This is a genomic window from Armatimonadota bacterium (assembly GCA_031460175.1).
GTDB classification, from domain to species: Bacteria; Sysuimicrobiota; Sysuimicrobiia; order Sysuimicrobiales; family Sysuimicrobiaceae; genus Sysuimicrobium; species Sysuimicrobium tengchongense.
Genome location: JAVKGW010000004.1, coordinates 148,548 through 173,673, shown reverse-complemented (window position 1 = coordinate 173,673; position 25,126 = coordinate 148,548). Strand labels below are relative to the sequence as shown.

General features: G+C 70.3%; 20 protein-coding genes. 15 read left to right on the top strand and 5 right to left on the bottom strand.

Going from position 1 to position 25,126, the window contains the following annotated elements; genetic code table 11:
* The first annotated feature begins 11 nt into the window (after nt 1-11).
* The 14 genes from QN206_07345 (at nt 12) to QN206_07280 (ending at nt 17,216) form a co-directional block, all read left to right on the top strand.
* Nucleotides 12-1,241, top strand: a complete 1,230-nt coding sequence (locus tag QN206_07345; protein ID MDR7614626.1) for an argininosuccinate synthase — start codon at nt 12-14, stop codon at nt 1,239-1,241.
* A gap of 28 nt (nt 1,242-1,269) precedes the next feature.
* A complete protein-coding gene (gene argH, locus QN206_07340) occupies nt 1,270-2,718 on the top strand; it encodes an argininosuccinate lyase (protein MDR7614625.1) in 1,449 nt (482 codons plus the stop codon).
* On the top strand, nt 2,643-3,185 hold the full coding sequence (argR, locus tag QN206_07335) for an arginine repressor (GenBank protein ID MDR7614624.1): 543 nt from the start codon (nt 2,643-2,645) through the stop codon (nt 3,183-3,185). The genes argH and argR overlap by 76 nt, the downstream gene beginning before the upstream one ends.
* A gap of 36 nt (nt 3,186-3,221) precedes the next feature.
* A complete protein-coding gene (locus QN206_07330) occupies nt 3,222-5,321 on the top strand; it encodes an HDIG domain-containing protein (GenBank protein MDR7614623.1) in 2,100 nt (699 codons plus the stop codon).
* A complete protein-coding gene (ybeY, locus tag QN206_07325; GenBank protein ID MDR7614622.1) occupies nt 5,260-5,736 on the top strand; it encodes an rRNA maturation RNase YbeY in 477 nt (158 codons plus the stop codon). Before QN206_07330 ends, ybeY begins: the two co-directional genes overlap by 62 nt.
* Nucleotides 5,717-6,247 carry a diacylglycerol kinase family protein gene (locus QN206_07320; protein MDR7614621.1) on the top strand — a complete coding sequence of 177 codons (531 nt, stop codon included), beginning with the start codon at nt 5,717-5,719 and terminating at the stop codon, nt 6,245-6,247. The genes ybeY and QN206_07320 overlap by 20 nt, the downstream gene beginning before the upstream one ends.
* Before the next feature lies 1 nt (nt 6,248).
* Entirely contained in the window at nt 6,249-7,502 is a 1,254-nt protein-coding gene (locus QN206_07315) for a hemolysin family protein (GenBank protein MDR7614620.1), read from the top strand.
* Nucleotides 7,503-7,512: 10 nt separating this feature from the next.
* A complete protein-coding gene (locus tag QN206_07310; GenBank protein ID MDR7614619.1) occupies nt 7,513-7,914 on the top strand; it encodes a cytidine deaminase in 402 nt (133 codons plus the stop codon).
* Complete coding sequence (gene era / locus QN206_07305; GenBank protein MDR7614618.1) at nt 7,911-8,801, top strand: GTPase Era; 891 nt, start codon at nt 7,911-7,913, stop codon at nt 8,799-8,801. Before QN206_07310 ends, era begins: the two co-directional genes overlap by 4 nt.
* A gap of 51 nt (nt 8,802-8,852) precedes the next feature.
* Nucleotides 8,853-9,065 carry a rhodanese-like domain-containing protein gene (locus QN206_07300; GenBank protein MDR7614617.1) on the top strand — a complete coding sequence of 71 codons (213 nt, stop codon included), beginning with the start codon at nt 8,853-8,855 and terminating at the stop codon, nt 9,063-9,065.
* 160 nt (nt 9,066-9,225) lie between these two features.
* A complete protein-coding gene (gene uvrB, locus QN206_07295) occupies nt 9,226-11,331 on the top strand; it encodes an excinuclease ABC subunit UvrB (GenBank protein ID MDR7614616.1) in 2,106 nt (701 codons plus the stop codon).
* Nucleotides 11,328-11,750 (top strand): VOC family protein, encoded by a 423-nt coding sequence (locus tag QN206_07290; protein ID MDR7614615.1) that lies wholly within the window; start codon nt 11,328-11,330, stop codon nt 11,748-11,750. The genes uvrB and QN206_07290 overlap by 4 nt, the downstream gene beginning before the upstream one ends.
* A gap of 48 nt (nt 11,751-11,798) precedes the next feature.
* Nucleotides 11,799-14,699 (top strand): excinuclease ABC subunit UvrA, encoded by a 2,901-nt coding sequence (uvrA, locus tag QN206_07285; GenBank protein ID MDR7614614.1) that lies wholly within the window; start codon nt 11,799-11,801, stop codon nt 14,697-14,699.
* A 24-nt stretch (nt 14,700-14,723) separates the two neighbouring features.
* Nucleotides 14,724-17,216, top strand: coding sequence for an AAA family ATPase (locus QN206_07280; protein ID MDR7614613.1), 2,493 nt, complete (start codon nt 14,724-14,726; stop codon nt 17,214-17,216).
* Here the strand turns inward: QN206_07280 and QN206_07275 are convergent.
* The gene (locus tag QN206_07275; protein MDR7614612.1) at nt 17,188-18,354 is read right to left on the bottom strand and encodes an aminotransferase class I/II-fold pyridoxal phosphate-dependent enzyme; all 1,167 of its coding nucleotides are present in this window, start codon (nt 18,352-18,354) and stop codon (nt 17,188-17,190) included. The genes QN206_07280 and QN206_07275 overlap by 29 nt on opposite strands.
* An 89-nt stretch (nt 18,355-18,443) precedes the next feature.
* On the opposite strand from QN206_07275, the gene QN206_07270 reads away from it, so the two are divergent.
* Nucleotides 18,444-21,080: a cation-translocating P-type ATPase gene (locus tag QN206_07270; protein MDR7614611.1), complete on the top strand. Its 2,637-nt coding sequence runs from the start codon at nt 18,444-18,446 to the stop codon at nt 21,078-21,080.
* Here QN206_07270 and QN206_07265 read toward each other — a convergent pair.
* Genes QN206_07265 through QN206_07250 form a run of 4 tightly spaced genes read right to left on the bottom strand, consistent with a single transcriptional unit; the run spans nt 21,067 to nt 25,125 of the window.
* Nucleotides 21,067-22,449 (bottom strand): hypothetical protein, encoded by a 1,383-nt coding sequence (locus tag QN206_07265; GenBank protein ID MDR7614610.1) that lies wholly within the window; start codon nt 22,447-22,449, stop codon nt 21,067-21,069. The two genes, QN206_07270 and QN206_07265, sit on opposite strands and share 14 nt — an antisense overlap.
* Nucleotides 22,446-23,114, bottom strand: a complete 669-nt coding sequence (locus QN206_07260; GenBank protein MDR7614609.1) for an ABC transporter ATP-binding protein — start codon at nt 23,112-23,114, stop codon at nt 22,446-22,448. The genes QN206_07265 and QN206_07260 overlap by 4 nt, the downstream gene beginning before the upstream one ends.
* Nucleotides 23,111-24,277 (bottom strand): FtsX-like permease family protein, encoded by a 1,167-nt coding sequence (locus QN206_07255; GenBank protein MDR7614608.1) that lies wholly within the window; start codon nt 24,275-24,277, stop codon nt 23,111-23,113. The genes QN206_07260 and QN206_07255 overlap by 4 nt, the downstream gene beginning before the upstream one ends.
* Nucleotides 24,278-24,279: 2 nt before the next feature.
* Nucleotides 24,280-25,125, bottom strand: coding sequence for an ABC transporter permease (locus QN206_07250; protein MDR7614607.1), 846 nt, complete (start codon nt 25,123-25,125; stop codon nt 24,280-24,282).
* Nucleotide 25,126: the final 1 nt, after the last annotated feature.

Here is a 25,126-nt window from a genome sequence, read left to right as displayed (position 1 = left end):
CCGTGGAGCGGGTGCGGAAGGTGGCCCTGGCATACTCGGGAGGGCTCGATACCTCCGTGGCCATTCCCTGGTTGCGGGAACGGTACGGGTGTGAGGTGGTGGCGGTGGTGGCGGACGTAGGGCAGCTCGATGACTTCGACGCCCTCCGCCAGAAGGCGTTGCAGAGCGGCGCCAGCGGTTTCCACGTGGTGGACGTCCGGGAGGAGTTCGTCCGGGACTACTGTTTCCGGGCCCTGCGGGCGGGCGCGGTGTACGAGGGGCGGTACCTGCTGGGCACCGCCCTGGCCCGCCCCCTCATCGCGAAGGTGCAGGTGGAGGTGGCCCGGGCCACGGGATGCGATGCCCTCGCCCACGGGTGTACGGGCAAGGGCAACGATCAGGTGCGGTTCGAGCTGAGCTATCGGGCGCTCGCGCCGGACCTGCGGGTCATCGCACCGTGGCGGGAGTGGGACCTGCGGAGCCGGGAGGACGAGCTCCGTTACGCGGAGGAGCACGGGATCCCCGTCCCCGTGACCGCGGAGAAGCCCTACAGCATCGATCAGAACCTGTGGCACACCTCCTACGAGGGGGGAATCCTGGAGGACCCCTCCACCCCGCCGCCTGAGGAGATGTTCCAGCTCACCGTGGATCCCCGGAGGGCTCCCGATGTCCCCCAGCGCCTGGAGATCGCCTTCGAGCGAGGGATCCCCGTGGCCGTGGACGGCGTGCGCATGAGTCCCGCGGAGCTCGTGCGACACCTGAACCGGGTGGCAGGGGCCCACGGCGTGGGCCGGGTAGACATGGTGGAGAACCGGCTGGTGGGGATGAAGAGCCGGGGGGTGTACGAGACGCCCGCGGGCACCGTGCTCACCGTGGCCCTGCGGGACCTGGAGGCCATCACCCTGGACCGGGACACGGTCCGGTTCAAGGAGCTGGTGGCGGCCCGGTACGCGGATCTGGTGTATTCCGGCCTGTGGTATTCGCCGCTGCGAGAGGCCTTGGATGCCTTCCTGGAGAGCACGCACCGGTACGTGACGGGGACCGTGACCGTGGAGCTCTACAAGGGACACTGCTGGGCCGTCTCCCGGTCCTCCCCGTACTCCCTGTACCGCCAGGATCTCGCCACCTTCGGAGAAGGCGCCGCCTACGACCACCGGGACGCCACGGGGTTCATCCGGCTGTGGGGGCTCCCGCTTCAGGTGTTCGCGGCCGTGCACCCGGGCAGCAGGGAGGCCGAGGCCCCCGCGGGCCAAAAACCCTGAGATGAGGTCGGGAAGGGGGAGGACGGGGATGTGGGGCGGGCGGTTCGGGGTTCCCCCGGATCCCCGCATCCGTGCCTTCACCCGCTCCTTTCCCTTCGACCGGCGCCTGGCCCGCTGGGACCTCGTCGGGAGCCTCGCGCACGCCCGCATGTTAATGGAGGTGGGCGTCCTGGACCGGGAAAGCGGGGAGGCGATCCTCCAGGGACTGGCGGGAATGCTTCGGGACGTGGAGACCGGTGCCCTCCGGGTGGAGGGGGAGGACGAGGACGTCCACTCGTGGATCGAGCGGACGCTCGTGGAGCGGATCGGGGAGCCTGCCCGCCGGCTCCATACCGCCCGCAGCCGCAACGACCAAGTGGCCACCGCCCTGCGCCTGTACGTGCGGGAGGCCGTGGAGCAGGTGGCGGAGCACCTCCTGGAGCTGGTGGAGGTCTGGCTGGACCAGGCCCAGGAGCACCTAGAAACGGTGCTGCCCGGCTACACGCACCTGCAGCGGGCCCAGCCCACCACCCTCGCCCATCACCTCCTGGCCCACGTGTGGGCCCTCCTGCAGGACGCGGAGCGGTTCCGTCGGGTGCACCGGGTGAGCGGGCTATCTCCCCTCGGCGCGGGGGCCCTCGCCACTTCCCCGTACCCCGTGCGTCCGGAGCGCACCGCGGAGCTGTTGGGGTTCGAGGGGATCTGTCCCAACAGCATGCATGCGGTGGCAGACCGGGACTACGTGCTGGAAGCCCTGTTCGCGTGCGCGGTGCTGCAGGTGCATCTCTCCCGTTGGGCGGAGGAGGTGGTGCTGTGGACTACGCGGGAGTTCGGGTTCGCTTCCCTGGACGATTCCGCGGCGGGGGGCAGCAGCCTCATGCCCCAGAAGAAGAACCCGGAGGCCGCGGAGCTCATCCGGGGGAAGGCAGGGCGGACCATCGGAGCTCTGACCGCGGTGCTCGTCGCCCTCAAGGGACTTCCCCTCACCTACAACAGCGATCTGCAGGAGGACAAGGAGCCCCTCTTCGATGCCCTCGACACCGTATCCGGGTCCTTGCAGGCCGCGGCGGTGCTCGCCCGCGGGGTGCGCTATCATCCCGATCGGATGCGGGCGGCCCTGTACGAAGGGTTTTTGACCGCCACGGACCTGGCGGACTACCTGGTGCGGCGCGGCGTTCCTTTCCGCACGGCCCACGAACAGGCGGGCCGCGCGGTGCGGGAGGCGGAGGCGAGGGGGTGTGAGCTCTGGGAGCTCCCGTTGGAGGTCCTGCGGACTTGCTCTCCGGAGGTGGGGGGGGACGTGTACGAGGTCCTTCTCCCGGAGGGATCCGTGCAAGCCCGGGCGGTGGCCGGCGGCCCCGCGCCCGCGCGGGTGGCGGAGCAGCTGGAGCGGGCCCGGGCGGCGGTGGAAGGGGTGAGGAGGTGGCGGGACTCGTGCGCGCCGCCGCCCATCTACACGGCGTACCGGGAAGGGAGGTTGCTCGCGGAGCGGCTTTGACCCGGCAGCAGAGGGAGCGGGCTATCCTGGAGATCGTGCGGTCGCGTCCCGTGACCACCCAGGCGGAGTTGGTGCGGGCGCTGCGCCAACGAGGCCTTCGGGTCACGCAGGCCACGGTGTCCCGGGACATCAAGCGGCTGGGTCTGGTCAAGGTGGCGGGGCCGGAGGGGACGTATCACTACGCGCCCCCGGATGCCCTGCGGACCACTCCGCCCCCCGCGGCCTGGGAGAACCTCCGCAGCGCTTTCCGGGCCTTCGTCACGGAGGTGGACCAGGGCGAGGCCATCGTTCTCGTGAAAACCCTCAGCGGTCGGGCGAACGCGGTGGCCATCGCGGTAGACGAGGCCCGCATCCCGGAGATCGCGGGGACCGTGGCGGGAGACGACACCATCCTGGTCGTGGTGCGGCGGGAGGCAGACCGACCCAAGGTGATCCGGATGCTCCAGGACCTGCTCGGCCGGACGTGATCCGGGCTAGGGCCGGTCTGGTACAATCCACGGGGCATGGAGCGGATCCGGGTGAACTTCCTCCGTCCCGGGCGGGTCTCTCTCCGGCGGGTCCTCCTCTTGGGGGGATTCCTCTTGGCCCTCTGCGCGGTGGGATCCGTGCAGTACCTGCCCCCGCGGGTCACCCTCCGGGAGGGCATGGTGAGCCCCTACGAGGTGGCAGCTCCCCGCAGCGTGGAGTACGTGGATTGGGAACGCACGGCGCGGCTGCGGGAGGAAGCGGCGGCCGCGGTGCGCCCCGTCTACCGCCTGGATTCCGTGGCCACCCGGGAGGCGGAGCAGTCCGTGCGCGCGGCCTTCGAGGCCATCTGGGGCATCCGATCCCGCCGGCCGCAGACGGACCTGGAGCGCCGGCAGCAGCTGGTGCGCCTGGGGCTCCGGGGTCCGGCGCTGCGGGCCGCGGAAGCCCTCAGCCGCCCAGACCTCGAACGGGTGCGCGACGGCGCCCTCGCCCTTCTCAGGCGCCTCATGCAGGAGGGGATCCGGGCGGAGGATCTCCCCGCCGCCCAGGCCCGGGGGCAGGCCCTGGCACAGGGCTTGCCCTTTGCAGAGCCGTCCAGGGCCCTGGTGGCCTGGGCCCTGGAGCGGGCGCTGCGTCCCAACCTCTTCGTGGATCACCTGCAGACCCGGCGGCAGCAGGAGGCGGCCCGGGCCAGCGTGGATCCCGTACGGGAGCGGATCCTGCGGGGGGAGGTGATCGTGCGGCGGGGAGACGTGGTGACCGCGGAGCAGGTCCGGAAGCTGGCGGCCCTGGGACTGGTCTCCCCGCCCCTCCGGTGGGAGGGGGTTGTGGGAACTTCCCTCTTCCTCGCGTTGCTCGTCGTGCTGGGAGCCGCGTACCTCTGGCGATTCCAGCCGGAGATCTGGGCCGATGAACGGCGCCTCCTCCTTCTCTGCCTGCTGGGCCTGGTGGCGGCGGTGGGCAGCCGGGTCATCGCCACCCGGCTCAGCGGGTTCCTCGTCCCCGTGGCCTCCGTGACCATGCTGCTCGCCATCCTCCTGAACCCCCGGGTGGCCTCCTTCGCGGGCGGGAGTCTGGCCCTGCTGACGGGGGTGGTGGGTGGGAACGACCTCCGGATGAGCGTGGTGGCCTACGTGGGGGGCCTCACGGGAGTTTACGTGATCCGGCGGGTGCAGCGCCGGGCGGACCTGGCATACGCGGGGCTCGCGGTGGCCGGTGCGAACGCGCTCGCGGTGACCGCGGTGGACCTGGTGGCCGGCGCACCGCTCATGGAGCTTTTGGGCGATGCGGGCTGGGGAGCCCTCAACGGGCTGCTCTCCGGGATTCTCGCGGTGGGCGCCCTGCCATACCTGGAGGAGGTGTTCGGGCTCGTGACCCCCATCAAGCTCCTGGAGCTCAGCGACCCCAGCCATCCCCTCCTGCGCCGCCTGCAGCTGGAGGCTCCCGGCACCTACCACCACACGGTGCTGGTGGCGAACCTCGCGGAGGCCGCGGCGGAGGCGGTGGGAGCGGATGCCCTGCTGGTGCGGGTGGGGACCTACTACCACGACATCGGCAAACTCCGGCGGCCGGCTTTCTACGTGGAGAACCAGCTGGGCCGCACCAACCCGCACGACCGCCTCTCCCCCAGCCTCAGCGCCCTGGTCGTCGCAGCTCACGTGCGGGATGGATTGGAGCTCGCGCGGCAGTACCGGCTGCCCAGGCCCGTGACGGCCTTCATCCCGGAGCACCACGGCACCAGCCTCATCTCGTACTTCTACCGCCGGGCCTTGGAGCACGCGGAGGGACCGGTGGACGAGCAGACCTACCGCTACGAGGGCCCCAAGCCCCAATCCAAGGAGACCGCCATCGTCATGCTGGCGGATGCGGTGGAGGCCGCGGTCCGCACCCTCCCGAATCCCACCCCGGACCGGATCGGAACCCTCGTGCGCCAGCTGATCCGGGAGCGGCTGGAGGACGGGCAGCTGGACGAATGCGACCTGACCCTCCGCGACCTGGACCGGATCGCCCAGACCTTCACCCGCATCCTGGTGGGCATGTTCCACCCCCGCATCGAGTACCCGGAGGTGAGCCTTGAGGCGCGCCGGGCGCAGCGTCGTGGCGGTGCGCAACGATCAGGGCACCCATCCCGTTGACGTGCGCTCCCTCCGGCGGGCGGTGCGGGCCACGTTGCGGCAGGAGGGGATCGAGGAGCCCGTGGAGGTGAGCGTGGTGCTGGTAGACGACGCCGCCATCCGCGCCCTGAACCGCACCTACCTCGGTCGGGACGAGCCCACGGACGTCCTGGCGTTCCCTCAACCGGGACCGCACGTGGGCCGCTGGGTGCTGGGGGACGTGGTGATCTCCGTGGACCGGGCGGCGGAGCAGGCCCGGGAGGCGGGATGGTCTCTCCACGAGGAGCTCATGTTGCTCACGGTGCATGGGACCCTGCACCTCCTGGGCTACCGGGACGAGGCCGCGTCGGACCGCGCCCGGATGTGGGAGCGGCAGGAGGCCGTCCTCCGAGCCCTGCGGATCCGGGGACCCTCCCATGCCTTCCCCCTTCCGTGATGCCCTGAGCGCGGCGCTTTGGGGGGTCCGGTACGCCGTCCGGACCCAGCGCAACCTCCGCGTCCACTTGGCCGTGGCGTTGGGGGTGTGCCTGGTGAGCCTGTGGCTCCGCGTCCGTCCCCTGGAGGCGGCCCTGCTCGTGGTGCTCATGGGGATGGTGGTGACCGCGGAACTTTTCAACACCAGCCTGGAGGCCCTGGTGGACGCGGTGATCCCGGAGCGGAGGGAGGCGGCGCGCGTGGTGAAGGACGTGTCCGCGGCCGCGGTCCTCGTGGCCGCTCTCATCGCGGTTGCGGGCGGGGCCCTCGTCCTGGGCCCCGCCTTGCTCGCACGACTGAGACTGACCAGCGGGTGGGTGACGCCCGCGGTGCTGGGAGCCCTGGCCCTCGGCGCCGCGGCGGGTCTCCTCCGGTTGAGCCGGGCCCGTCCCCCGTGGTATGATGGGGCTGACCCGCCCCCGCGGAGCGAAGAAGGGAGGGCGGGTCGGTCAAGGAGGGAGGAACGGTCCTGAATTGGACGACTCAGGCAGCTGGGTTCCGTACGTCCTGCTGGGCGTCCTGATCCTCCTTTCCGCCTTCTTCTCCCTCGCCGAGGTCGCCCTTCTCGGTGTGAGCTCCAAGCGGTTGCGGGAGCTCGCGGAGGCAAAGGGGTCCCTACGTGCCTCCATCGCCCTTCGCCTGCTGGAGCATCCCTCCCGACTGGCCAGCACCCTGATGGTGGGGAGCACCATGGCGCGGCTGGCCGCCGCCGTGGTCGCCGCCCGGATGGCCATTGAGGGGCTGGGCTTCGGGCGGGGGGAAGTGGTGGCCTTCCTGGTCATGACGGTAGGGATCCTGCTCGCCGCGGAGGTTCTGCCGAGGGCGATGGGGGCGCGTCACCGGGAGACCTGTGCCCTGTGGTGCGCGGTCCCGGCCTACCTCTGGGCTGCGCTGATGGCGCCCGTGGGTGCCCTCCTCGCCCGGCTCCCGCTGGACCGGACCGGGATCACCCAGGAGGAGCTGCGTATGCTGGTGGAGGCGGGAGAGGCGAACGGGGCCCTGGAAGCTGGGGAGCGGGAGATGATCTCCTCCATCTTCGAGTTCCGGGAGACCATCGTGCGGGAGATCATGGTGCCCCGGGTGGACATCCGGGCGGTCCCCGCGGGCGCGAAGCTGATGGAGATCGTCGACCTGCTCCTCCGGGAGGGCCATTCCCGATACCCCGTGTACCGGGAGACCGTTGACCAGGTGGTGGGCGTGGTGTACGTGAAGGACCTCTTCCGGTACATCCGGGAGGGCCGGACGGAGATCACCGCGGAGGAGATCATGCGGCCCGCGTACTTCGTGCCGGAGACCAAGAAGGTGGACGAGCTGTTCCGGGAGATGCGGCAGAACCACGTCCACCTGGCCATCGTGGTGGACGAGTACGGGGGCACCGCGGGCCTGGTCACCATCGAGGACGTCCTGGAGGAGATCGTGGGCGAGATCCGGGACGAGTACGACGTGGAGGAACTCCCCTCCCTGGTGCGGGTGGACGAGTCCACCGCGCTCGTGGACGCCCGCATGCTTCTGGAGGACGTGAACGAGACCCTGGGGCTTGCGCTCCCCACGGACGAGGTGGACACGGTGGGCGGGTTGGTCTACAGCCGATTGGGCCACGTGCCCGCCCAGGGCGAGGAGATCACGGTGAACGGGGTCCTGATCCGGGTGGAGGAGGTGGAGGGACACCGCATCGCCCGGGTTCGGATCCAGAAGATCACTCCCCAGGCGGCGCCGAGCCGCACCTGAGCCCTCCTCCATGCGCAGGGAACTCCCAGAGGACACCGCCCAGCGGCTGCTCCGGGCCGCCCGGGCGGTCCGGCGGCGTGCGTACGCCCCCTACTCCCGCTTCCGGGTGGGCGCCGCGGTGCTGGCACCGGACGGGTCCGTGTACACGGGATGCAACGTGGAGAACGGGTCCTACGGGCTTTCGGTGTGCGCGGAGCGGGTGGCGGTGCAGAAGGCGGTGAGCGAGGGGCAGCGCCGGGTGGTGGCGGTGGCGGTGGCAGGGCCGGAGGGCACAGAACTCCTGCCGTGTGGGGCGTGCCGCCAGGTGCTCCTGGAGTTCCGCACGCGGTTCGTGGTGACCGCGGGACGGGGGCATCTCCGGATCTACCGCATGGAGGAGCTCCTGCCGCAGCCCTTCCGGCGGCCCGGATGAGCGTTTTCCGGAGCGGATTCATCGCCCTCCTGGGCCCGCCCAACGCGGGGAAATCCACCCTCACCAACGCCCTGGTGGGCACCAAGGTGGCCATCGTCACCCCCATCCCCCAGACCACCCGCACCGCCATCCGGGGCGTGGTCCACCTTCCCCATGCCCAGATGGTGCTGGTGGACACCCCGGGCGTCCACTCCCCCAAGCACCGGCTGGGCGAGCACATGATGCGGACCGCCCGCGCGGCCCTGCAGGAGGCGGACGCGGTCCTCCTCGTCCTGGATGTCAGCCGGCCCGTGGGTCCGGAGACGGAGATGGCGGTGGCCCTGGCCCGGCAGAGCGGTCGGCCCGTGGTGGTGGCCCTGAACAAGTGCGACCTGGCCTCCCCCCGGGAGATCGAGGCCCGGGAGGCCTGGGTGCGGGCGGAGCTTGGCGAGGCCCGGGTGGTGCGCACGAGCGCCCTGCGGGGCCAGGGGCTTCCGGAGCTCGTGGAAATCCTGGTGGGGCTGCTGCCTCCCGGCCCCCGGTACTTCGAGGAGGAGGACCTCACGGACCAGCCCCTCCAGCGACTGGTGGCGGAACTGATCCGGGAGAAGGCCATGGAGCGGGTGCGGGAGGAGGTGCCGCACGCGGTCGGGGTGGAGATCGAGGAGTTCCGGGAAAAACCCGAAGAGGGCCTCACGTACATCCGGGCCACCCTGCACGTGGAGAAGCCTTCCCACAAACCCATCCTGATCGGAAAGGGCGGCCGTATGATCCGGGAGATCGGGACCGCGGCCCGAAAGGAGATCGAGGCCCTGCTGGGGACCCGGGTGTACCTGGACCTTTGGGTGAAGGTGAGCGAGGACTGGCGGGATGACGAGCGGATGATCCGTGCCCTCTACCCCTCCTGATCCCCCTCCCCCGTACAATGGTCCAAACACCGCAAACAGGAGGTACGTCCCGTGGCAGAGGACCTCCCGAGGATGACCGTGCAGGAAGTGGCCCGGCGTCTTGGGACGCCGGGATTCTACGTCTTCGACAACAACCACCCCCGACGCTGGGCGACCGGGCACGTACCGGGGGCCCGGCACCTGGACCCGGGTGGGTTCACCGCGGCGGACCTGCCGCCGGATCGGGACGCGGTGCTGGTCTTTTACTGCTCCGGCCCCCGCTGAAGGGCCTGTCACCGGGCGGCCCGTCGGGCCCGGCAGCTGGGCTACCGGAACGTGTACATCATGCCGGAGGGCATCACGGGGTGGGTGGCGGCCGGACTCCCCGTGGAGCGGACGGCTGAACCGGCCGTATAATGGAGTGTCGCGCGAGGGGGATCCGCCCATGCCCGAGTTCCGCATGGTCACGGACCTGCCGCCCCGAGGGGACCAGCCCAAGGCCATCGAGGAGCTGGTTCGTAGCCTCCGGGCAGGCCACAAGTACACCACCCTGCTGGGCGTGACCGGCAGCGGGAAGACGTACACCATGGCCCGGGTGATCGAGCGCATGCAACGGCCCACCCTGGTGATCGCCCACAACAAGACCCTGGCCGCGCAGCTCTACAGTGAGTTCCGGGAGTTCTTCCCCCACAACGCGGTGCGCTACTTCGTGAGCTACTACGACTACTACCAGCCCGAGGCGTACGTGCCGCAGCTGGACCTGTACATCGCGAAGGACGCCAGCATCAACGAGGAGATCGACCGGCTGCGGCACGCCACCACCAAGGCCCTCATGGAGCGCCGGGACGTCATCGTGGTGGCTTCCGTCTCCTGCATCTACGGCCTGGGCCGGCCAGAGGACTACCGGGAGGTGACGCTGGTGGTGCGCCGGGGGGAGCGCCGCGCCCGGGAGGAGATCCTCCGGCGGCTGGTGGACATCCAGTACGAGCGGAACGACGTGGACTTCGCCCGGGGTCGGTTCCGGGTGCGGGGGGACGTGATCGAGGTGTTCCCCAGCTACGAGGACCACGCGGTTCGCATCGAGCTCTTCGGCGACGAGGTGGACCGCCTCCTGGAGCTGGATCCCCTCACGGGCGAGGTGCTGGAGGAGAAGGAGGCGGTGGCCATCTGGCCCGCGAAGCACTGGGTCACCACGGAAGATCGCCTCGCGCGGGCCCTGCGGAGCATCGAGGAGGAGCTCCAGGAACGGGTGGCGTGGTTCCGCGCCCAGGGGAGGCTCCTGGAGGCCCAGCGCCTGGAGTTCCGCACCCGGTACGACATGGAACTGTTGCGGGAGACGGGGTACTGTCCGGGAATCGAGAACTACTCCCGCCACCTGGACGGCCGGGCCCCGGGCGAGCGGCCCGGGTGTTTACTGGACTACTTCCCCCGCGACTACCTGATGTTCATCGACGAGTCCCACGTCACCGTCCCCCAGATCAAGGGGATGCACGAGGGAGACCGGGCCCGCAAGAAGAACCTGGTGGACTTCGGGTGGCGGCTCCCCTCCGCCTACGACAACCGTCCCCTGCGGTGGGAGGAGTTCGAACAGCTCATCCACCAGTGCGTGTTCGTCTCCGCCACCCCGGGCCCCTTCGAGCTCGAGGTCAGCCGTTGCGTGGTGGAGCAGATCGTGCGGCCTACGGGCCTCGTGGACCCGTACGTGGAGGTGCGGCCCGCCCGGGGACAGATCGATGACCTCCTGACGGAGATCCGGGCCCAGGTGGCGCGGGGCGAGCGCACCCTGGTCACCACCCTTACCAAACGCATGGCGGAGGACCTCACGGGGTACCTCCAGGAGATGGGGATCAAGGTGCACTACCTCCACTCGGAGATCGACACCATCGAGCGGGCTCGCCTCCTCAAGGACCTGCGCCTGGGCACCTACGACGTGCTGGTGGGCATCAACCTCCTCCGGGAAGGGCTGGACCTCCCCGAGGTGTCGCTGGTGGCCATCCTGGATGCGGACCGGGAGGGGTATCTGCGCAGCGAGACCGCCCTCATCCAGACCATGGGACGGGCGGCCCGGCACGTCTCCGGTCGGGTGATCCTCTACGCGGACGAGGTCACGGAGTCCATGCGCCGGGCCATCGAGGAGACCAACCGCCGCCGCCAGATCCAGCTCCGGTACAACGAGGAACACGGGATCACCCCGCAGTCCGTGCAGAAGCCCATCCGGGACCTCCTCGACCTCCCGGAGGTCTCGGAGGAACCCGAGACCTACGCTCCGGGTGGGGAACCCGCCACCGCGGAGGAGCTGGTGGAGCTCGTGAAGGAGCGGGGACGGGTGCTCCCGTGGGAGGTGGCCCGGATGCTGCTCCTGGGCCCGGAGGAGGTGGAGGCCACCCTCCGGCGGCTGGAGTCGGAGATGCGGCGGGCGGCCGCCAACCTGGAGTTCGAGCGGGCCGCAAGGCTGCGGGACCAGATCCTGGAACTGCGACGGGGACTCGGAGAACCCGTCCAACCCGGGCACAGGGGCGTCCGGCGCGGACGGGGCTCCCGGCGACGGTGACCGTGCGCATCGAGCGGGTACACCACGTACACCTCACAGGCCCGCCGGGATGCGAGGCGCAGGCCCGGTGGTTCTACGGGGAACTTTTGGGTCTGCGGGAGATTCCGAAGCCCCCGGGGCTTGCGGAGCGGGGGGGCGTATGGTTCCTGGCGCCCAACTGTGAGGTCCACGTGGGGGTGGAGGACCCGAAACTCCTGGTGCGGTCGAGGCGGCACGTGTGCTTCGAGGTGGACGACCTGGACGAGGCCCGGGTGATCCTGCTGAGCAATGGGATCGCGGTCCAGGACCTGCCGCCTCAACCGGGGGTTCGTCGGTTCTTCTGCCGGGACCCCTTCGGCAATCAGATCGAGCTCATCAGCAGCGAGGACGCCGCCCGCCGGGCGGAGGCCCTGGACCAGGCGGCGAGCCTTGCGGAATGAGGTGGACTCCGCTGCGTTGAGATTCCTGCAGAATCCGCAGGGGGCATCATGCCGCTGGACCGGATCATCGTACGGGGCGCGCGGGAGCACAATCTGAAGAACCTGACCGTGGAGATTCCCCGGGAGAAGCTGGTGGTCTTCACGGGGATCTCGGGGTCCGGGAAGTCCACCCTGGCCTTCGACACCATCTACGCGGAGGGGCAGCGCCGGTACGTGGAGTCCCTGTCCGCGTATGCCCGGCAGTTCCTGGGCCTTATGGAGAAGCCGGATGTGGACGCCATCGAGGGCCTCTCCCCCGCGGTCTCCATCGATCAGAAGGGTGCCCCCCGCAATCCCCGATCCACCGTGGGCACGGTCACGGAGATCTACGACTACCTGCGGTTGCTGTTTGCCCGCATCGGCCAACCCCACTGTCCCGTCTGCAACCGTCCCATCGCCCGCCAGACCCCGGAGCAGATCGCGGACCGGATCCTGGCCCTCCCGGAGGGCACCCGGATCTACGTGATGGGCCCCGTGGTGCGGGGCCGCAAGGGCGAGTACCGCCAGCTGTTCGAGGACCTGCGGCGACAGGGGTTTGTGCGGGTGCGGGTGGACGGGGTGCTGTACGAGCTCGGGGAAGAGATCTCCCTGGACCGGAACCGCAAGCACGACGTCGAGGTGGTGGTGGACCGGCTGGTGGTTCGGCAGGATGTCCGTTCACGTCTGCACGACTCCCTGGAGACCGCCCTCAAGCTCGGCCAGGGGCTCGTGCACGTGTGGCGGGAGGGCTCGGACGGATCCGGGGAGGTCCTGGTCTTCTCCACCGCCTTCGCCTGCCCGGACCACGGGACCACCCTGCCGGAGATCGAGCCCCGGATCTTCTCCTTCAACAGCCCCTACGGGGCCTGCCCCGCCTGTTCGGGACTCGGGTTCCGGCAGGAGATGGACCCGGATCTGATCCTGGACATGGACAAGCCGCTCCTGGAAGGCGCGGTGGTGCCCTGGGCGGAGTCCGCGAGCGAGTACTACACGGAGTTGCTGCGCGCCCTGGCCCAGGCCCACGGGGTGGACCCGAAAGCCCCCCTCCGGAAGCTCCCGAAATCCTTCATCCGGGCCCTGCTGTACGGGTGGGACGAGCCCATCCGGGTGCGCTACCACAACCGGTACGGGATCCTGCGGGTCTACGAGACCACCTTCGAGGGCGTGGTGCACCATCTCGAGCGCCGCTACCGGGAGACGGACTCGGAGTACGTGAAGGAGGAGCTCGAACGCTACATGAGCACCACGCCCTGCCCGGAGTGCAGGGGCACGCGGCTGCGGCGGGAGAGCCTCGCGGTGCGGGTGGGCGGGAAGAACATCGCGGAAGTCACCGCCATGACCGTGCGACGGTGCCTGGAGTTCCTCGACCACCTCTCCCTGACCGAGCGGGAGGCCCTCATCGCGGCCCAGATCCTGAAGGAGGTGCGGGCCCGGCTGGGGTTCCTGGTGAACGTGGGGCTCGATTACCTCACCCTGGACCGGCCCGCCAACACCCTCTCCGGCGGGGAAGCCCAGCGCATCCGCCTCGCCACCCAGATCGGCTCGGGACTGATGGGGGTTCTGTACGTCCTGGACGAACCCAGCGTGGGCCTCCACCAGCGGGACAACCACCGGCTCATCGAGACCCTGAAGCGCCTGCGGGATCTGGGGAACACCGTCATCGTGGTGGAGCACGACGAGGACACGATTCGCGCCGCGGACTGGATCGTGGACATCGGGCCGGGGGCCGGCGTCCACGGGGGGGAGGTGGTGGTCAGCGGGACCCTGGAGGACGTGATCCGGGAGCCCCGGTCCCTCACGGGGCAGTACCTCTCCGGCAAGCGTCGGATCCCCGTACCGGAGCGCCGCCGTCCCCCGAGGGGCGGGCGCCTCGTGGTGCGGGGCGCCCGGGAGCACAACCTGAAGAACATCGACGTGGCCTTCCCCCTCGGGGTGTTCATCTGCGTCACGGGGGTGTCCGGCAGCGGGAAGTCCACCCTGGTGGATGAGATCCTCTACCGGGCCCTGGCCCAGCGGGTCATGGGGGCCCGGGTGCGGCCGGGCGCCCACGAGGGCATCGAGGGCGTGCACCTCATCGACAAGGTGATCAACATCGATCAGTCGCCCATCGGCCGTACGCCCCGCAGCAACCCTGCCACCTACACGAAGACCTTCGACCTCATCCGGGAGCTCTTCGCGCAGCTCCCGGAGGCCCGGATGCGGGGCTACAAGCCGGGCCGCTTCTCCTTCAACGTGCGGGGCGGCCGGTGCGAGGCCTGCGAGGGCGATGGGATCGTGCGGATCGAGATGCACTTCCTTCCGGACGTGTACGTGCCGTGCGAGGTGTGTAAGGGCAAGCGCTACAACCGGGAGACCCTGCAGGTCCTGTACAAGGGGAAGTCCATCGCGGATGTGCTGGAGATGACCGTGGACGAGGCCCTGGAGTTCTTCGGGGCCGTCCCTCGGCTCCGGCACAAGCTGCAGACCCTGCACGACGTGGGATTGGGCTACATCAAACTTGGGCAACCCGCCACCACCCTCTCGGGCGGGGAGGCCCAGCGGGTGAAGCTGGCGGCGGAGCTCTCCCGCCGGGACACGGGCCGCACCCTGTACATCCTGGACGAACCCACCGTGGGCCTGCATTTTGCGGACGTGGAGCGGTTGCTGCAGGTGCTGCACCGGCTGGTGGATGCGGGCAACACCGTGGTCGTCATCGAGCACAACCTGGACGTGATCAAGACCGCGGACTGGATCATCGACCTGGGGCCGGAGGGAGGGGACGGGGGCGGCTGGGTGATCGCGGAGGGAACGCCCGAGGAGGTGGCGGCCCAGGACCACTCCTACACGGGCCAGTTCCTCCGGAGGGTGCTGGACCCGGAGAAGGTGGAGGCGGCCCGACGGCGCATCCAGGCCCAGAGGGCGACTCCGGAGGCGGTGGCGGGAACCCGATGAAGATCCGCTCAAGGGGAGGGGAGCATGCAGCGACTGGAACCCGCGCATCTGCGCCGTACCGTTGATCCCACCACCCTGGGGATCGAGAGCACGGACCAGGTTCTGCCGCTCGAGGGCATCGTGGGACAGCCCCGGGCCGTGGAGTCCCTGCGGTTCGGCCTCCAGATGCGGGACCGGGGGTTCAACGTATACGTGGCGGGGCTGCCGGGGCTTGGGAAGATGACCGCGGTGCGGGCCTTCCTGGAGGAGACGGCCCGGCGGCAGCCCACCCCGCCGGACTGGTGCTACGTGAACAACTTCACGGATCCCTATCAGCCCCGGGTGGTCCAGCTGCCTCCGGGCCGCGGGCGGGAGTTCCAGCAGGACATGCGGGCCCTCATCGCCCGGGTGCGGCGGGAGATCCCCAAGGCCTTCGAGAGCGAGGAGTACGGCACCCGGCGGGACGAGATCATCAAAGGGCTGGAACGGCAGCGCTCGGAGATCTTCGAGCAGCTCCAGCAGCGGGCCGCGCAGGCGGGATTCACGCTGCAACCCACCCCCATCGGCATCCTGGTGATCCCCGTGCTGGGTGGACGGCCCATCTCGGACGCGGAGCTGCAGGCCCTGCCTGCTCCCGCGCGGGAGGAGCTCCAGCGGCGGCGGGAGACCCTGCAGGAGGAGGTGAAGGCCGCCCTCAAGCAGGTGCGGGTCCTGGAGCGGGCGGCGGAGGAGCGGCTGCGGACCCTGGACCGGCAGGTGGCCCTCCACGTGGTGGGCGGTCTCATCGAGGATCTCATGGAGAAGTACGCGAGCTGCCCGGAGATCACGGAGCATCTCCAGGCGGTGCAGCAGGACATCGTGGAGAACCTGGAGTTCTTCAAGGGACCCTCGGAGGCGCCTGCTCCTGCCGTCGGCGGGATGCTCCCGCCCATCCCGCTCCCCGTGCCCTGGAGCCGGGAGCTGTTCCTGCGGCGGTATGAAGTGAACCTGCTGGTGGACAACAGCCATCAGCAGGGCGCCCCCGTGGTGGTGGAGCTCAACCCCAGCTACACCAACCTCTTCGGCAAGGTGGAGAAGGAGACCCAGTTCGGGGCCCTCTACACGGACTTCACCATGATCAAGCCCGGTGCCCTCCACCGGGCCAACGGCGGGTACCTCGTGATCCCCGTGGAGGATCTCCTGCGCAACGCGGTGAGCTGGGACGGCCTCAAGCGGGCGTTGCGCAGCGAGCAGGTGGAGATCGAGGACCTGGTGGAACGCCTGGGGTTGGTCACCACCAAGACCCTGCGGCCCCAGCCCGTGCCCCTCCGGGTGAAGGTGGTCCTGGTGGGCCACCCCCTCTGGTATTACCTCCTGTACGCCCTGGACGAGGAGTTCGCGGAGCTCTTCAAGATCCGGGCGGACTTCGATGTCCAGATGCCCTACGATGAGGAGCACGTGCGCAGCGTGCTCGCGTTCATCTGCAAGCTGTGCCAGGAAGAGAAGCTCCGGGCCCTCGACAGCGGGGCCGCGGCGAAGATCTTGGAGCACAGCCTGCGGCTGGCGGACGATCAGGAAAAGCTCTCTGCCCGATTCGGAGCCCTCAGCGACGTGATCCGGGAGGCGAACTTCTGGGCGGAGCGGGACGGCGCGGACCGCGTCACCGCGGACCACGTCCGCAAGGCCCTGGAGAGCCGCGTCTACCGGTCCAACCTCATCGAGGAACGGATCCGGGAGCTCATCGCCCGCGGCATTCTCCTCGTGGATACGGACGGGGAGGCCGTGGGCCAGGTGAACGGACTGTCGGTGATCCAGCTGGGAGACTACGCCTTCGGACGACCCAGCCGCATCACCGCCAGCGTGGCGCCCGGGAGGGAGGGCATCATCGACATCGAGCGACAGGTGCGGCTGGGCGGTCCCATCCACAGCAAGGGGGTCCTCATCCTCAGCGGATACGTGTCCCAGCGCTACGCCCAGGACAAGCCGCTTACCCTGAGTGCGCGGTTGGTGTTCGAGCAGAGCTATGAGATGGTGGAAGGCGACAGCGCCTCCGCGGCGGAGCTGTTTGCCCTGCTCTCCGCCCTGAGCGGGGTCCCCATCCGGCAGGGGATCGCGGTCACGGGCTCCGTAAACCAGCACGGTCAGATCCAGGCCGTGGGCGGGGTGAACCAGAAGATCGAGGGGTTCTACGACGTGTGCCGGGTGAAGGGGCTCACGGGGCGGCAAGGCGTGATCATCCCCGCGAGCAACGTGAAGAACCTCATGCTCCGGGAGGATGTGGTGGAGGCGGTGCGGGAGGGGAAGTTCCACATCTGGGCCATCGAGACCGTGGACGAGGGCCTCGAGATCCTCACGGGCTTGCCCGCGGGCGAGCGGGGCCCGGACGGCCGCTTCCCCGAGGGGACGGTGAACGCCCGGGTGGACCAGCGGCTGCGGGAGTTCGCGGAGCGGGTGCGGGAGGCTCCGGCTCCCTCCCGGCCGGAGGAACGGCCCTCCGGGGAGGCTCCCCGCGAGGGGGAAGACGAGAGACCTAAACCCGGGCGTGGACAAAGGCGCTGAGCCGCCGGGCAGCCTCGGCCAGGATCTCCGGCGGCTGCACCAGGGCTACCCGGATGTACCCCCTTCCGCCCGGCCCGAAGCCCTGACCGGGGGAGACCGCGATCCCGGTCTCGCGCAGCAGTCCTACGGAGAAGGCCACGTCGTCGGTCCCCTCCGGAAGCCGGATCCACAGGTAAAGGGTGGCCTTCGGGGGCTCGATGGACCATCCGGATCCCCGCAGGGCGGACACCAGGGCGTCCCGGCGGGCCCGGAAGACCTCCACGTCCCGGCGCACCCGCTCCTCCGGGAGGGAGAGGGCCGCGATTCCCATGCGCAGGATCCCGAGATACTGGTTGAAGTCCACGGGGGCCTTTGCGGCTTCCAGGGCCGCGATGGCCTCCGGGTTGCCCAGGGCGAACCCCAGCCGGAACCCGCCCATGTGGTAGGACTTCGAGAGGCTGAACAGCTCCACCACCCGCTCCCGGGCTCCGGGCAGCGCGAGCGGGGAAGGGGCTTTCCCTTCGAACACGATGTCCACGTACGGGTTGTCGTGTACCAGTAGGAGGTCGTGCCGCCGCGCGAAGTGGAGGGCCTCCTCGAAGAAGGCCTCCGGGGCCACCGCGGCGGTGGGGTTGTTGGGGTAGTTCAGGATCAAGAGCCGCGCCCGCCGGGCCACGGCTTCGGGCACCGCGGCGAGATCCGGGAGGAGGTCGGATCGGAGGGGAACGGGGTAGACCTCCAGTCCCGCGATGGCCGCGGCCCCCCAGTACGAGGGGTATCCCACCGCGGGCAGGAGCACCAGGTCCCCGGGGTCCGTCACCGCCCACAGGAGATGCGCCAGGCCCTCCTGGGATCCCACCAGGGCCAGGGCTTCCCGATCGGGATCCAGTTCAATCCCCCACCGTCGCGCGTACCACCGGGTGGCGGCCTCCAGAAACGGCCGGGTGTCGGAGCGCAGGCAGTAGCGGTGGGTGGTGCGGTCGCGGACGGCTTCCTGCAGCACCTGAAGCACCTCCTCCGGAGGCGAGAGGTCGCTGCTGCCCAGGGAGAGGTCCACCACCTCCCGCCCGGCCTCCCGGAGCCGGCCTTTCTCCCGGTCCATGAGGAGGAAGACGCTTTCGGGCATACGGCGTACCCGTGCGGAAGTCCAGCGTCCCATGGCTGCCCTGCCGGCAGGAATTTTTTTCCAGTCTACGGACTGTCGGCCCCGCCTGCCTAGGGGCGGGCCCGTTGTACCCTGGATCCGGGATGGCCGCGGACGTCTCGGAACCCCGGTGGCACAGCCTCCCGTTAGAAGAAGTGATCCGCCAGCTCGGGACGGATCCCCATACGGGCATCTCCGACCGGGAGGCAGAAGAGCGCCTGCGCAAGTGGGGCCCCAACGCCCTCCCCCAGCCCACCGCGCGCGGTCCTCTCGGGATCTTCCTGGAGCAGTTCCGAAGCGCCCTCGTGCTCGTGCTGCTGATCGCGGTGGCCCTCTCCGCGGTCCTAGGAGACCTCCCGGAAGCCGCGGCGGTGGCCGCGGTTCTGGTGCTGAACGCCCTCCTGGGATACGTCCAGGAGTACCGGGCGGAGCGGGCCATGGAGGCCCTGCGGCGGTTGGTGGTCCCTCAAGCCCGGGTGCGTCGGGCCGGACGCATCCGAGAGATCCCCGGTACCCACCTGGCTCCGGGGGACGTGGTGATCCTGGAGGCAGGGGACCGGGTCCCCGCGGACATCCGGCTGGCGGAGACCGCGGGTCTGCGCGCGGACGAGTCCACCCTCACGGGAGAATCCGAGCCCGTGGACAAGGACGCCTCGGCACGACCGGATCCCCGGACGCCCCTCGCGGAGCGGCGCAACATGGCCTACGCGGGGACCACGGTGACGGCAGGCCGCGGGGTGGGGATCGTGGTGGCCACGGGCCTGCGGACGGAGTTGGGACGGGTGGCGTCCCTGGTGGCGGTGGTGCGGCCCGAGCGCACGCCTCTACAGGACCGGCTGGAGCGGCTTGCCCGGCAGCTGGGGATCGCGGCCCTGGGGATCGTGGCGGTGGTCACGGTCCTGGGGCTCCTGCGGGGTGAAGGGTGGGACCGGGTGCTCCTGGTGGGGGTGAGCCTGGCGGTGGCCGCGGTCCCGGAGGGATTGCCCGCGGTACTCACCATCGCGCTGAGTCTGGGAGCCCAGCGGATGCTCCGGCGCCGCGCGCTGATCCGGAAGCTCGCCGCGGTGGAGACCCTCGGGAGCGTCACCGTGGTTTGCACGGACAAGACCGGAACCCTCACCCGAAACCAGCTCTCCGTGGCCCGGTGGTGGACTGCCGGAGCTCCGTCCGAGCCGCTCCCGGCCTTTTTGGTGGCGGCGATGTGTAACGACGCCCAGCAGGACGCGGACCACCGGGTGGTGGGAGATCCCGTGGACGTGGCCCTGCTGGAGGCCGTCCGGGCAGAGGGCGGGGACGTCCGAGGCTGGCGGCAAAGGCTCCCCCGGGTGGGGGAGTGGCCCTTCGATGCCCGCCGGAAGCGCATGGTCACCGTGCACCGGGTGGAAGAGCCGACGGGGATCCCGTGGCTTGAAACCGCGCCTTACGCGGTGTTCGTGAAGGGGGCACCCGAGGTGGTGGTTCCGGGATGTACCCGGTGGTGGACTGCCGGCGGGGCGGAACGGTTGGGGGAGAAGGCGCGGGTACGGGTGAACGCCCGGGTGGAGGCCATGGCCCGAGAAGGGATGCGGGTGCTGGCCCTGGCCTTCCGTACCGCCGAGGCGCCCCCGGACCGCGAGGAAACCGCTGCGGACGGACTCGTGCTCGCGGGCCTGGTGGGGCTTGTGGATCCCCTCCGGCCGGAGGTCCCGAGGGCCGTGGAGATGTGTCACCGGGCCGGAATCCGGGTGGTCATGGTGACCGGTGACCATCCCACCGCGGCCCGGGCCATCGCCCGGGCCGCGGGGATCGTCGAGGACCCCCACGCCCAGGTGATCACGGGGTCCGAGCTGGAGGAATTGCCGCAAGAAGCCTTGGGTCGGCTGGTCCGGGAGGCCTCCGTGTACGCCCGGGTGGTGCCGGAGCAAAAGCTGCGTCTGGTGGAAGCCCTGCAGGCGCAGGGGGAGGTGGTGGCGGTCACGGGGGACGGGGTAAACGACGGACCAGCGCTGCGTCGGGCGGACGTAGGCGTGGCCATGGGAAGTGGCACGGAGGTGGCGAAGGAGGCCTCGGCGATGGTGCTGCTGGACGATCACTTCGCCACCCTCGTGGCCGCGGTGGAGGAGGGACGGGTGGTTTTCGACAACGTGCGGAAGTTCGTCCGCTACCTCTTCACCACGAACGCCGCGGAGCTGGTGACGATGCTGGCCGCGGGGATCGCGGGCCTTCCGTTCCCTCTCTACCCCCTCCAGATCCTGTGGATCAACCTCATCACGGACGGGCTCCCCGCCTTGGCCCTCGCCCTGGAGCCACCAGAGGAGGACGTGATGGATCGTCCGCCGCGCCGTCGGGACGAACCGGTTCTGGACCGTGCCTCGGGCTGGGCCGTGATCTGGGTCGGACTCCTCACGGGTCTCCTGACCCTGGGGATCGGTACGGGATACCTGCGGGCCGCAGATCCCCGGTGGCAGACGGTGGTATTCGTGGGGCTTGCCTTCGCCCAGTTCGGTGGGGTCTACGCCCTGCGCACCCATAGATCCGCGTGGCGTACCGCCCTGCAGAACCGGGCCCTGGCCGGCGCGGTGGCCCTGGGCATCGTTTTGCAGCTCGGGGTGGTGTACCTCCCGCCCCTTCAGGGGGTCTTCCGGACCCTCCCCCTGGATCCCGCTGCCCTCGGGGTGACATTCCTCCTCGGAATGGTGGCGCTCGGGGCGGTGGAGCTGGAAAAGGCGGTGCGGCGGGTGCGGCGTCCTACCGCCCCGTGAAGGTCTCCGCAAACCCCAAGGCGTCCACCGCCACCGGCCGATCCGCCACCACTCCCCGAATCCGGTAGCGGGTTCGGAGCTGCCAGAAGGTGGTTCGGCCCGTGGAGGTGGGGATGGCGTCCAGCACCTCCAGTTCCGCGGTGAGGGTGTCCCGGGCGTCGTTGGCGGCCCGGAAACGCAACCGTGTGGGGGCGGAGCGCCCGTCCTCCCGTACCGGCACCGTTCCCCGCAGGACGCTCAGCAGCCCGGACCGCGGCCGGGTGGCGTACAGGGCCACCAGGGTCTCCCGGTTCCGCAAGGAGGGGTGCCGCACGAGTCCGTACAGCAGGGCGTGGTTCGCGGTGCTCGCGCTTCCCCACTCCCACCTCACCCCGGTCCAGTTCCCCCAGTTGTGGTCGTGGTAGGCGGTCCCCCGAACCGGCAGAACCCGTGCCCCGATCCGCATCTCTCCCTTGATCTCCGCGCGGAGGGCCGGAACCGTGTACCCGGACCGGAAGCTTCCGGACCGCCACTCCACGGGCGGGAAGTACAGGCCCGGAACCGGCGTGATCTCCAAGTCCGCTGCGAACCCAACCCGGCGTACCCGGACCCGGTAGCTCCCCCCCCGAAGCTCCGCCCGGTGCGGTCCGGCCTCAAACCGAAGGGGACCCGAGCTCCCTCCAAAGGGGAGCGCCCGAGCCCGGTACCGGTCCGTCCAACGTACGAGCCCTCCGTCCCCGAGCCGCACGGTGGCACCTACCGCGGCCTCTCCTCTCGCATCCGCGATGAAGGAGAGATACCCGTAGGTGCCGTCCCCCGCCGCGAAGTTGAAGTACCACCACTCCGCCCACGCCGGACCGCTGGGGGCGTGGAACCGGTCCATCTCGGCCAGCAGGGCCGCCGAGTCCGGGCTGAGCCACGCCCGATCTTCCGCCGTATCCTCCCACCCCGGAACCGCGAGGGCGCTGCGGGTACGGTGCGCCGCGGAGGGGAGGATGCCGTTCGCCCGCACCGCGTACACTTTTCCCCGCACCCGCACGTACACCACCCGGTCCGTGACCTCCGGGGAGACGGCGGCGATGACGGGCGCGTAACGGGGCCCCAGAAGGATCTGCCGGACCAGGTACCGGGCATTGGGAATCTCCAGGTACATCCCCGTGACCCCACCCACCTTCAGGACTTCGGGGTCCACGCCCTCCGGGAGCAGCACCACATCCCCGCCCGCCACCACGTCCCGGTCCCGGGCCTGGAGGAGGAGGGCGTCCCCCACCGCGAGGAGGGCCACCATGACACCGACGCCGAGCCCGTACCCGAGGAGGAGGACCGCGGTGCGGCGAGGGCGGCTGAGGAGGGTACGGAAGGTGAGGAGGAAGGCGGTAGCCGGGTTCACACGAACCTCCCATCCCGGATGGTGAGCACCCCTTCCGCGAGGGAGGCGAGTTCCGGGTTATGGGTGACCACCACCACGGCCACCCCGTCCTCCCGGATCCTGCGGAAGAGTTTCCCGATCTCCCGCCCCGTCTCCTGGTCGAGTTCCCCGGTGGGCTCATCCGCGAGGAGCAGCCCGGGGCGGTTCGCGAGGGCGCGGGCGATGGCCCCCCGCTGCATCTCGCCGCCCGAGAGCTGCCCGGGCAGGTGGTGCCGCCGGTGCAGGAGCCCCACGTACCCCAGCAGCTCCTCCACCCGCTTCCGCCGCTCCTCCGCGGGAACCCGGGCCTCCAGCATGGGGAGGAGCACGTTCTCCTCCAGGGTGAGGTGGGGGAGGAGGAAGAACCGCTGGAAGACAAATCCCACGCGGTGCAGGCGCAGGGCCGCGCGCTGCGCCTCCGTCATGCGGTGGGTGGGGTTCCCGAACAGCCGCACCTCCCCCGCGGTGGGAAGATCCACCCCGCCCATGAGGTGCAGGAGCGTGGACTTCCCGCTGCCCGAGGGTCCCACGATGGCGAGGAAATCCCGGGGGTGTACCTGGAGGGAGACCCCCCGCAGGGCCGGGACCTCAACCCCGTTTAGCCGGTACACGCGCCAGGCCTCCCGAACCTCCACCACGGCCGTCACGCCTGCACCTCCTGGTGGAGGGTGGTGGCGAGGTGGAGGCTTCCCGCCACCCAGGCGGGGTACGCGGCCCCCAGGGTTCCCGCGGAGAGGAGGAGGAGCACGGTGTGCAGGACCGCGGAGGGGGAGAGCACGAAGAACCGGAGGTCCTGAGGTACCCCCGGCATGGTCCGGAGGATGGCGTCGAGGGGCTCGCTGAGGCCTAGCCCGATTCCAAGGGCGAGGGGAGTGCTGATGGCCGCGAGGACAAACCCCTCCGCGAGGATCAGGAGCACCACCCGAGATCTCCGGAGCCCGATGGCCCGGAGCACCGCGAGCTCTCCCAGCCGCTCCCCGATCTGCAGGGTAAGCACCGTTCCCACGAGGAGCGCGGCCACCACGAGACTCACCCCGCTCAGGATGACGGAGAAATGGTCGAAGTACCGGAGCTGTCTGCGGACCGCTTGGAGCAATGCCGGGATGGAGAGGGCCTCCAGCTCCGGGAAGGTCCGGTTCACCCACTCCCGCACCGCCTCCGGATCCGCTCCCTCCCGTACCTTCACCACCAGGAACGAGGCGCTGTCCTGGGTTCCCAACAGCGCCTCCAGGACCCGGAGGGCAACCGCGAGGGTGCGCTGGCCCCGTAGGTCAAAGGGAAATTCCCCAAGCCCCGCCACCCGCACCTCCGCGGCAGTCTCCGGGGCCAGGGTCTGGGGGCTCAGGCGGGTGCCGAGCCGAATGCGGTCCCCCGGACGCACCCGCAGTTCCCGGGCGAGAAGGGCGTTGAGCACCGCCCCCCCTCGGACGTCCGCCTCTGTCCGCACGAGGCCGGGAAGGCGGGACGGGATCCCGTAGGCCACCACGCTGAGCCGCCTTCCTCCGGCCTCCGCGTAGAGCTGGGTGGCAATCATGGGAGTTGCCCAGGCCACGTCGGGATGCGCGGCGATCCTCCTCGCGATCCCCGAGGCGTTCGGGATGAGGAGGGTGGAGGAGAGGGGGAGGGTGCCGCGGGGAACCACGCGGATCTCGTACCCCAGCCTTCCCAGCACGTCCCCGAAGCTCTCCACCAGCCCCGATCCCAGCATGGTCATGTCGAGCAGGAGGCTCCCGGAGAGGGTGATGCCCGCCAGCAAGAGCAGGGTCCGGGCAGGAGACCGGCGGAGGGAGCGGAGGGCCAGGAACGTCACCACTACCGACTCACCTGTTCGAGGGGAGGCTGGCGCAGCAGCCGCGCGGCCACGGCGACGCCCGAGAAGATGCCCAGAAGCACCGAGAAGGCCGCGGCGGCCGCCACCGTCCGCGGTTCCAGCACCGCGAAGACCAGGGAGGTCTGGAAGAGGGGCTGGTAGTACGCGTTGATGGCCGCCACGAGGACCGCACCGATCCCGAGCCCCAGCAGGGTACCCAAGAGCGCCACGCCCGTGGCGATGCCCACCACCGCGAGGGCGATGGTCCCCCGGCCGATCCCCACCAGACGCAGGGCCCCGATCTCCCGCCGCATCTCGCTGGTGCGCAGGCCCGTCACCGCCACCAGGAAGATCCCTCCGGCGAGCAGGGTCACGAGGGCGATGGCCCGGTGGAACCGGGAGACCACCACGAAGGCCCGGGAGGTGTGGGCCGCGAGCTCCTCCGCGGTGTACGCATCGAAGCCCACGGCCCACGCCTCCAAATCCTCCCGCACCCGTTGGGCCTGCGCACCCTGCCGCAGCCGCACCACCACCCGGTCCACCGTATCGGGACGACCCGTAAGGGCCTCCAGGAACGGGAGCCGCAACACCAGCCGCAGCTCCTGGCGGGCCACGTCCGCGGGGTGCTCTGCGGGGTTCCACACCACCGCCACCCGAACCCGCTGGGCGCGGCGCATGGCGGGATCCGCGGCCACCTCGAGGACATCTCCTGGCCGTACCCTCAGCCTCCGGGCTGTCCGCTCCGGGACCGCGGCCTCCGGGAGGTCCGCCGCAAACCCCGGGAGCGCGAGGAGAAAGACGAGGGGGACGAGCAGGCTTGCGCGCGCCACGCTCCTATGATGCCCCATC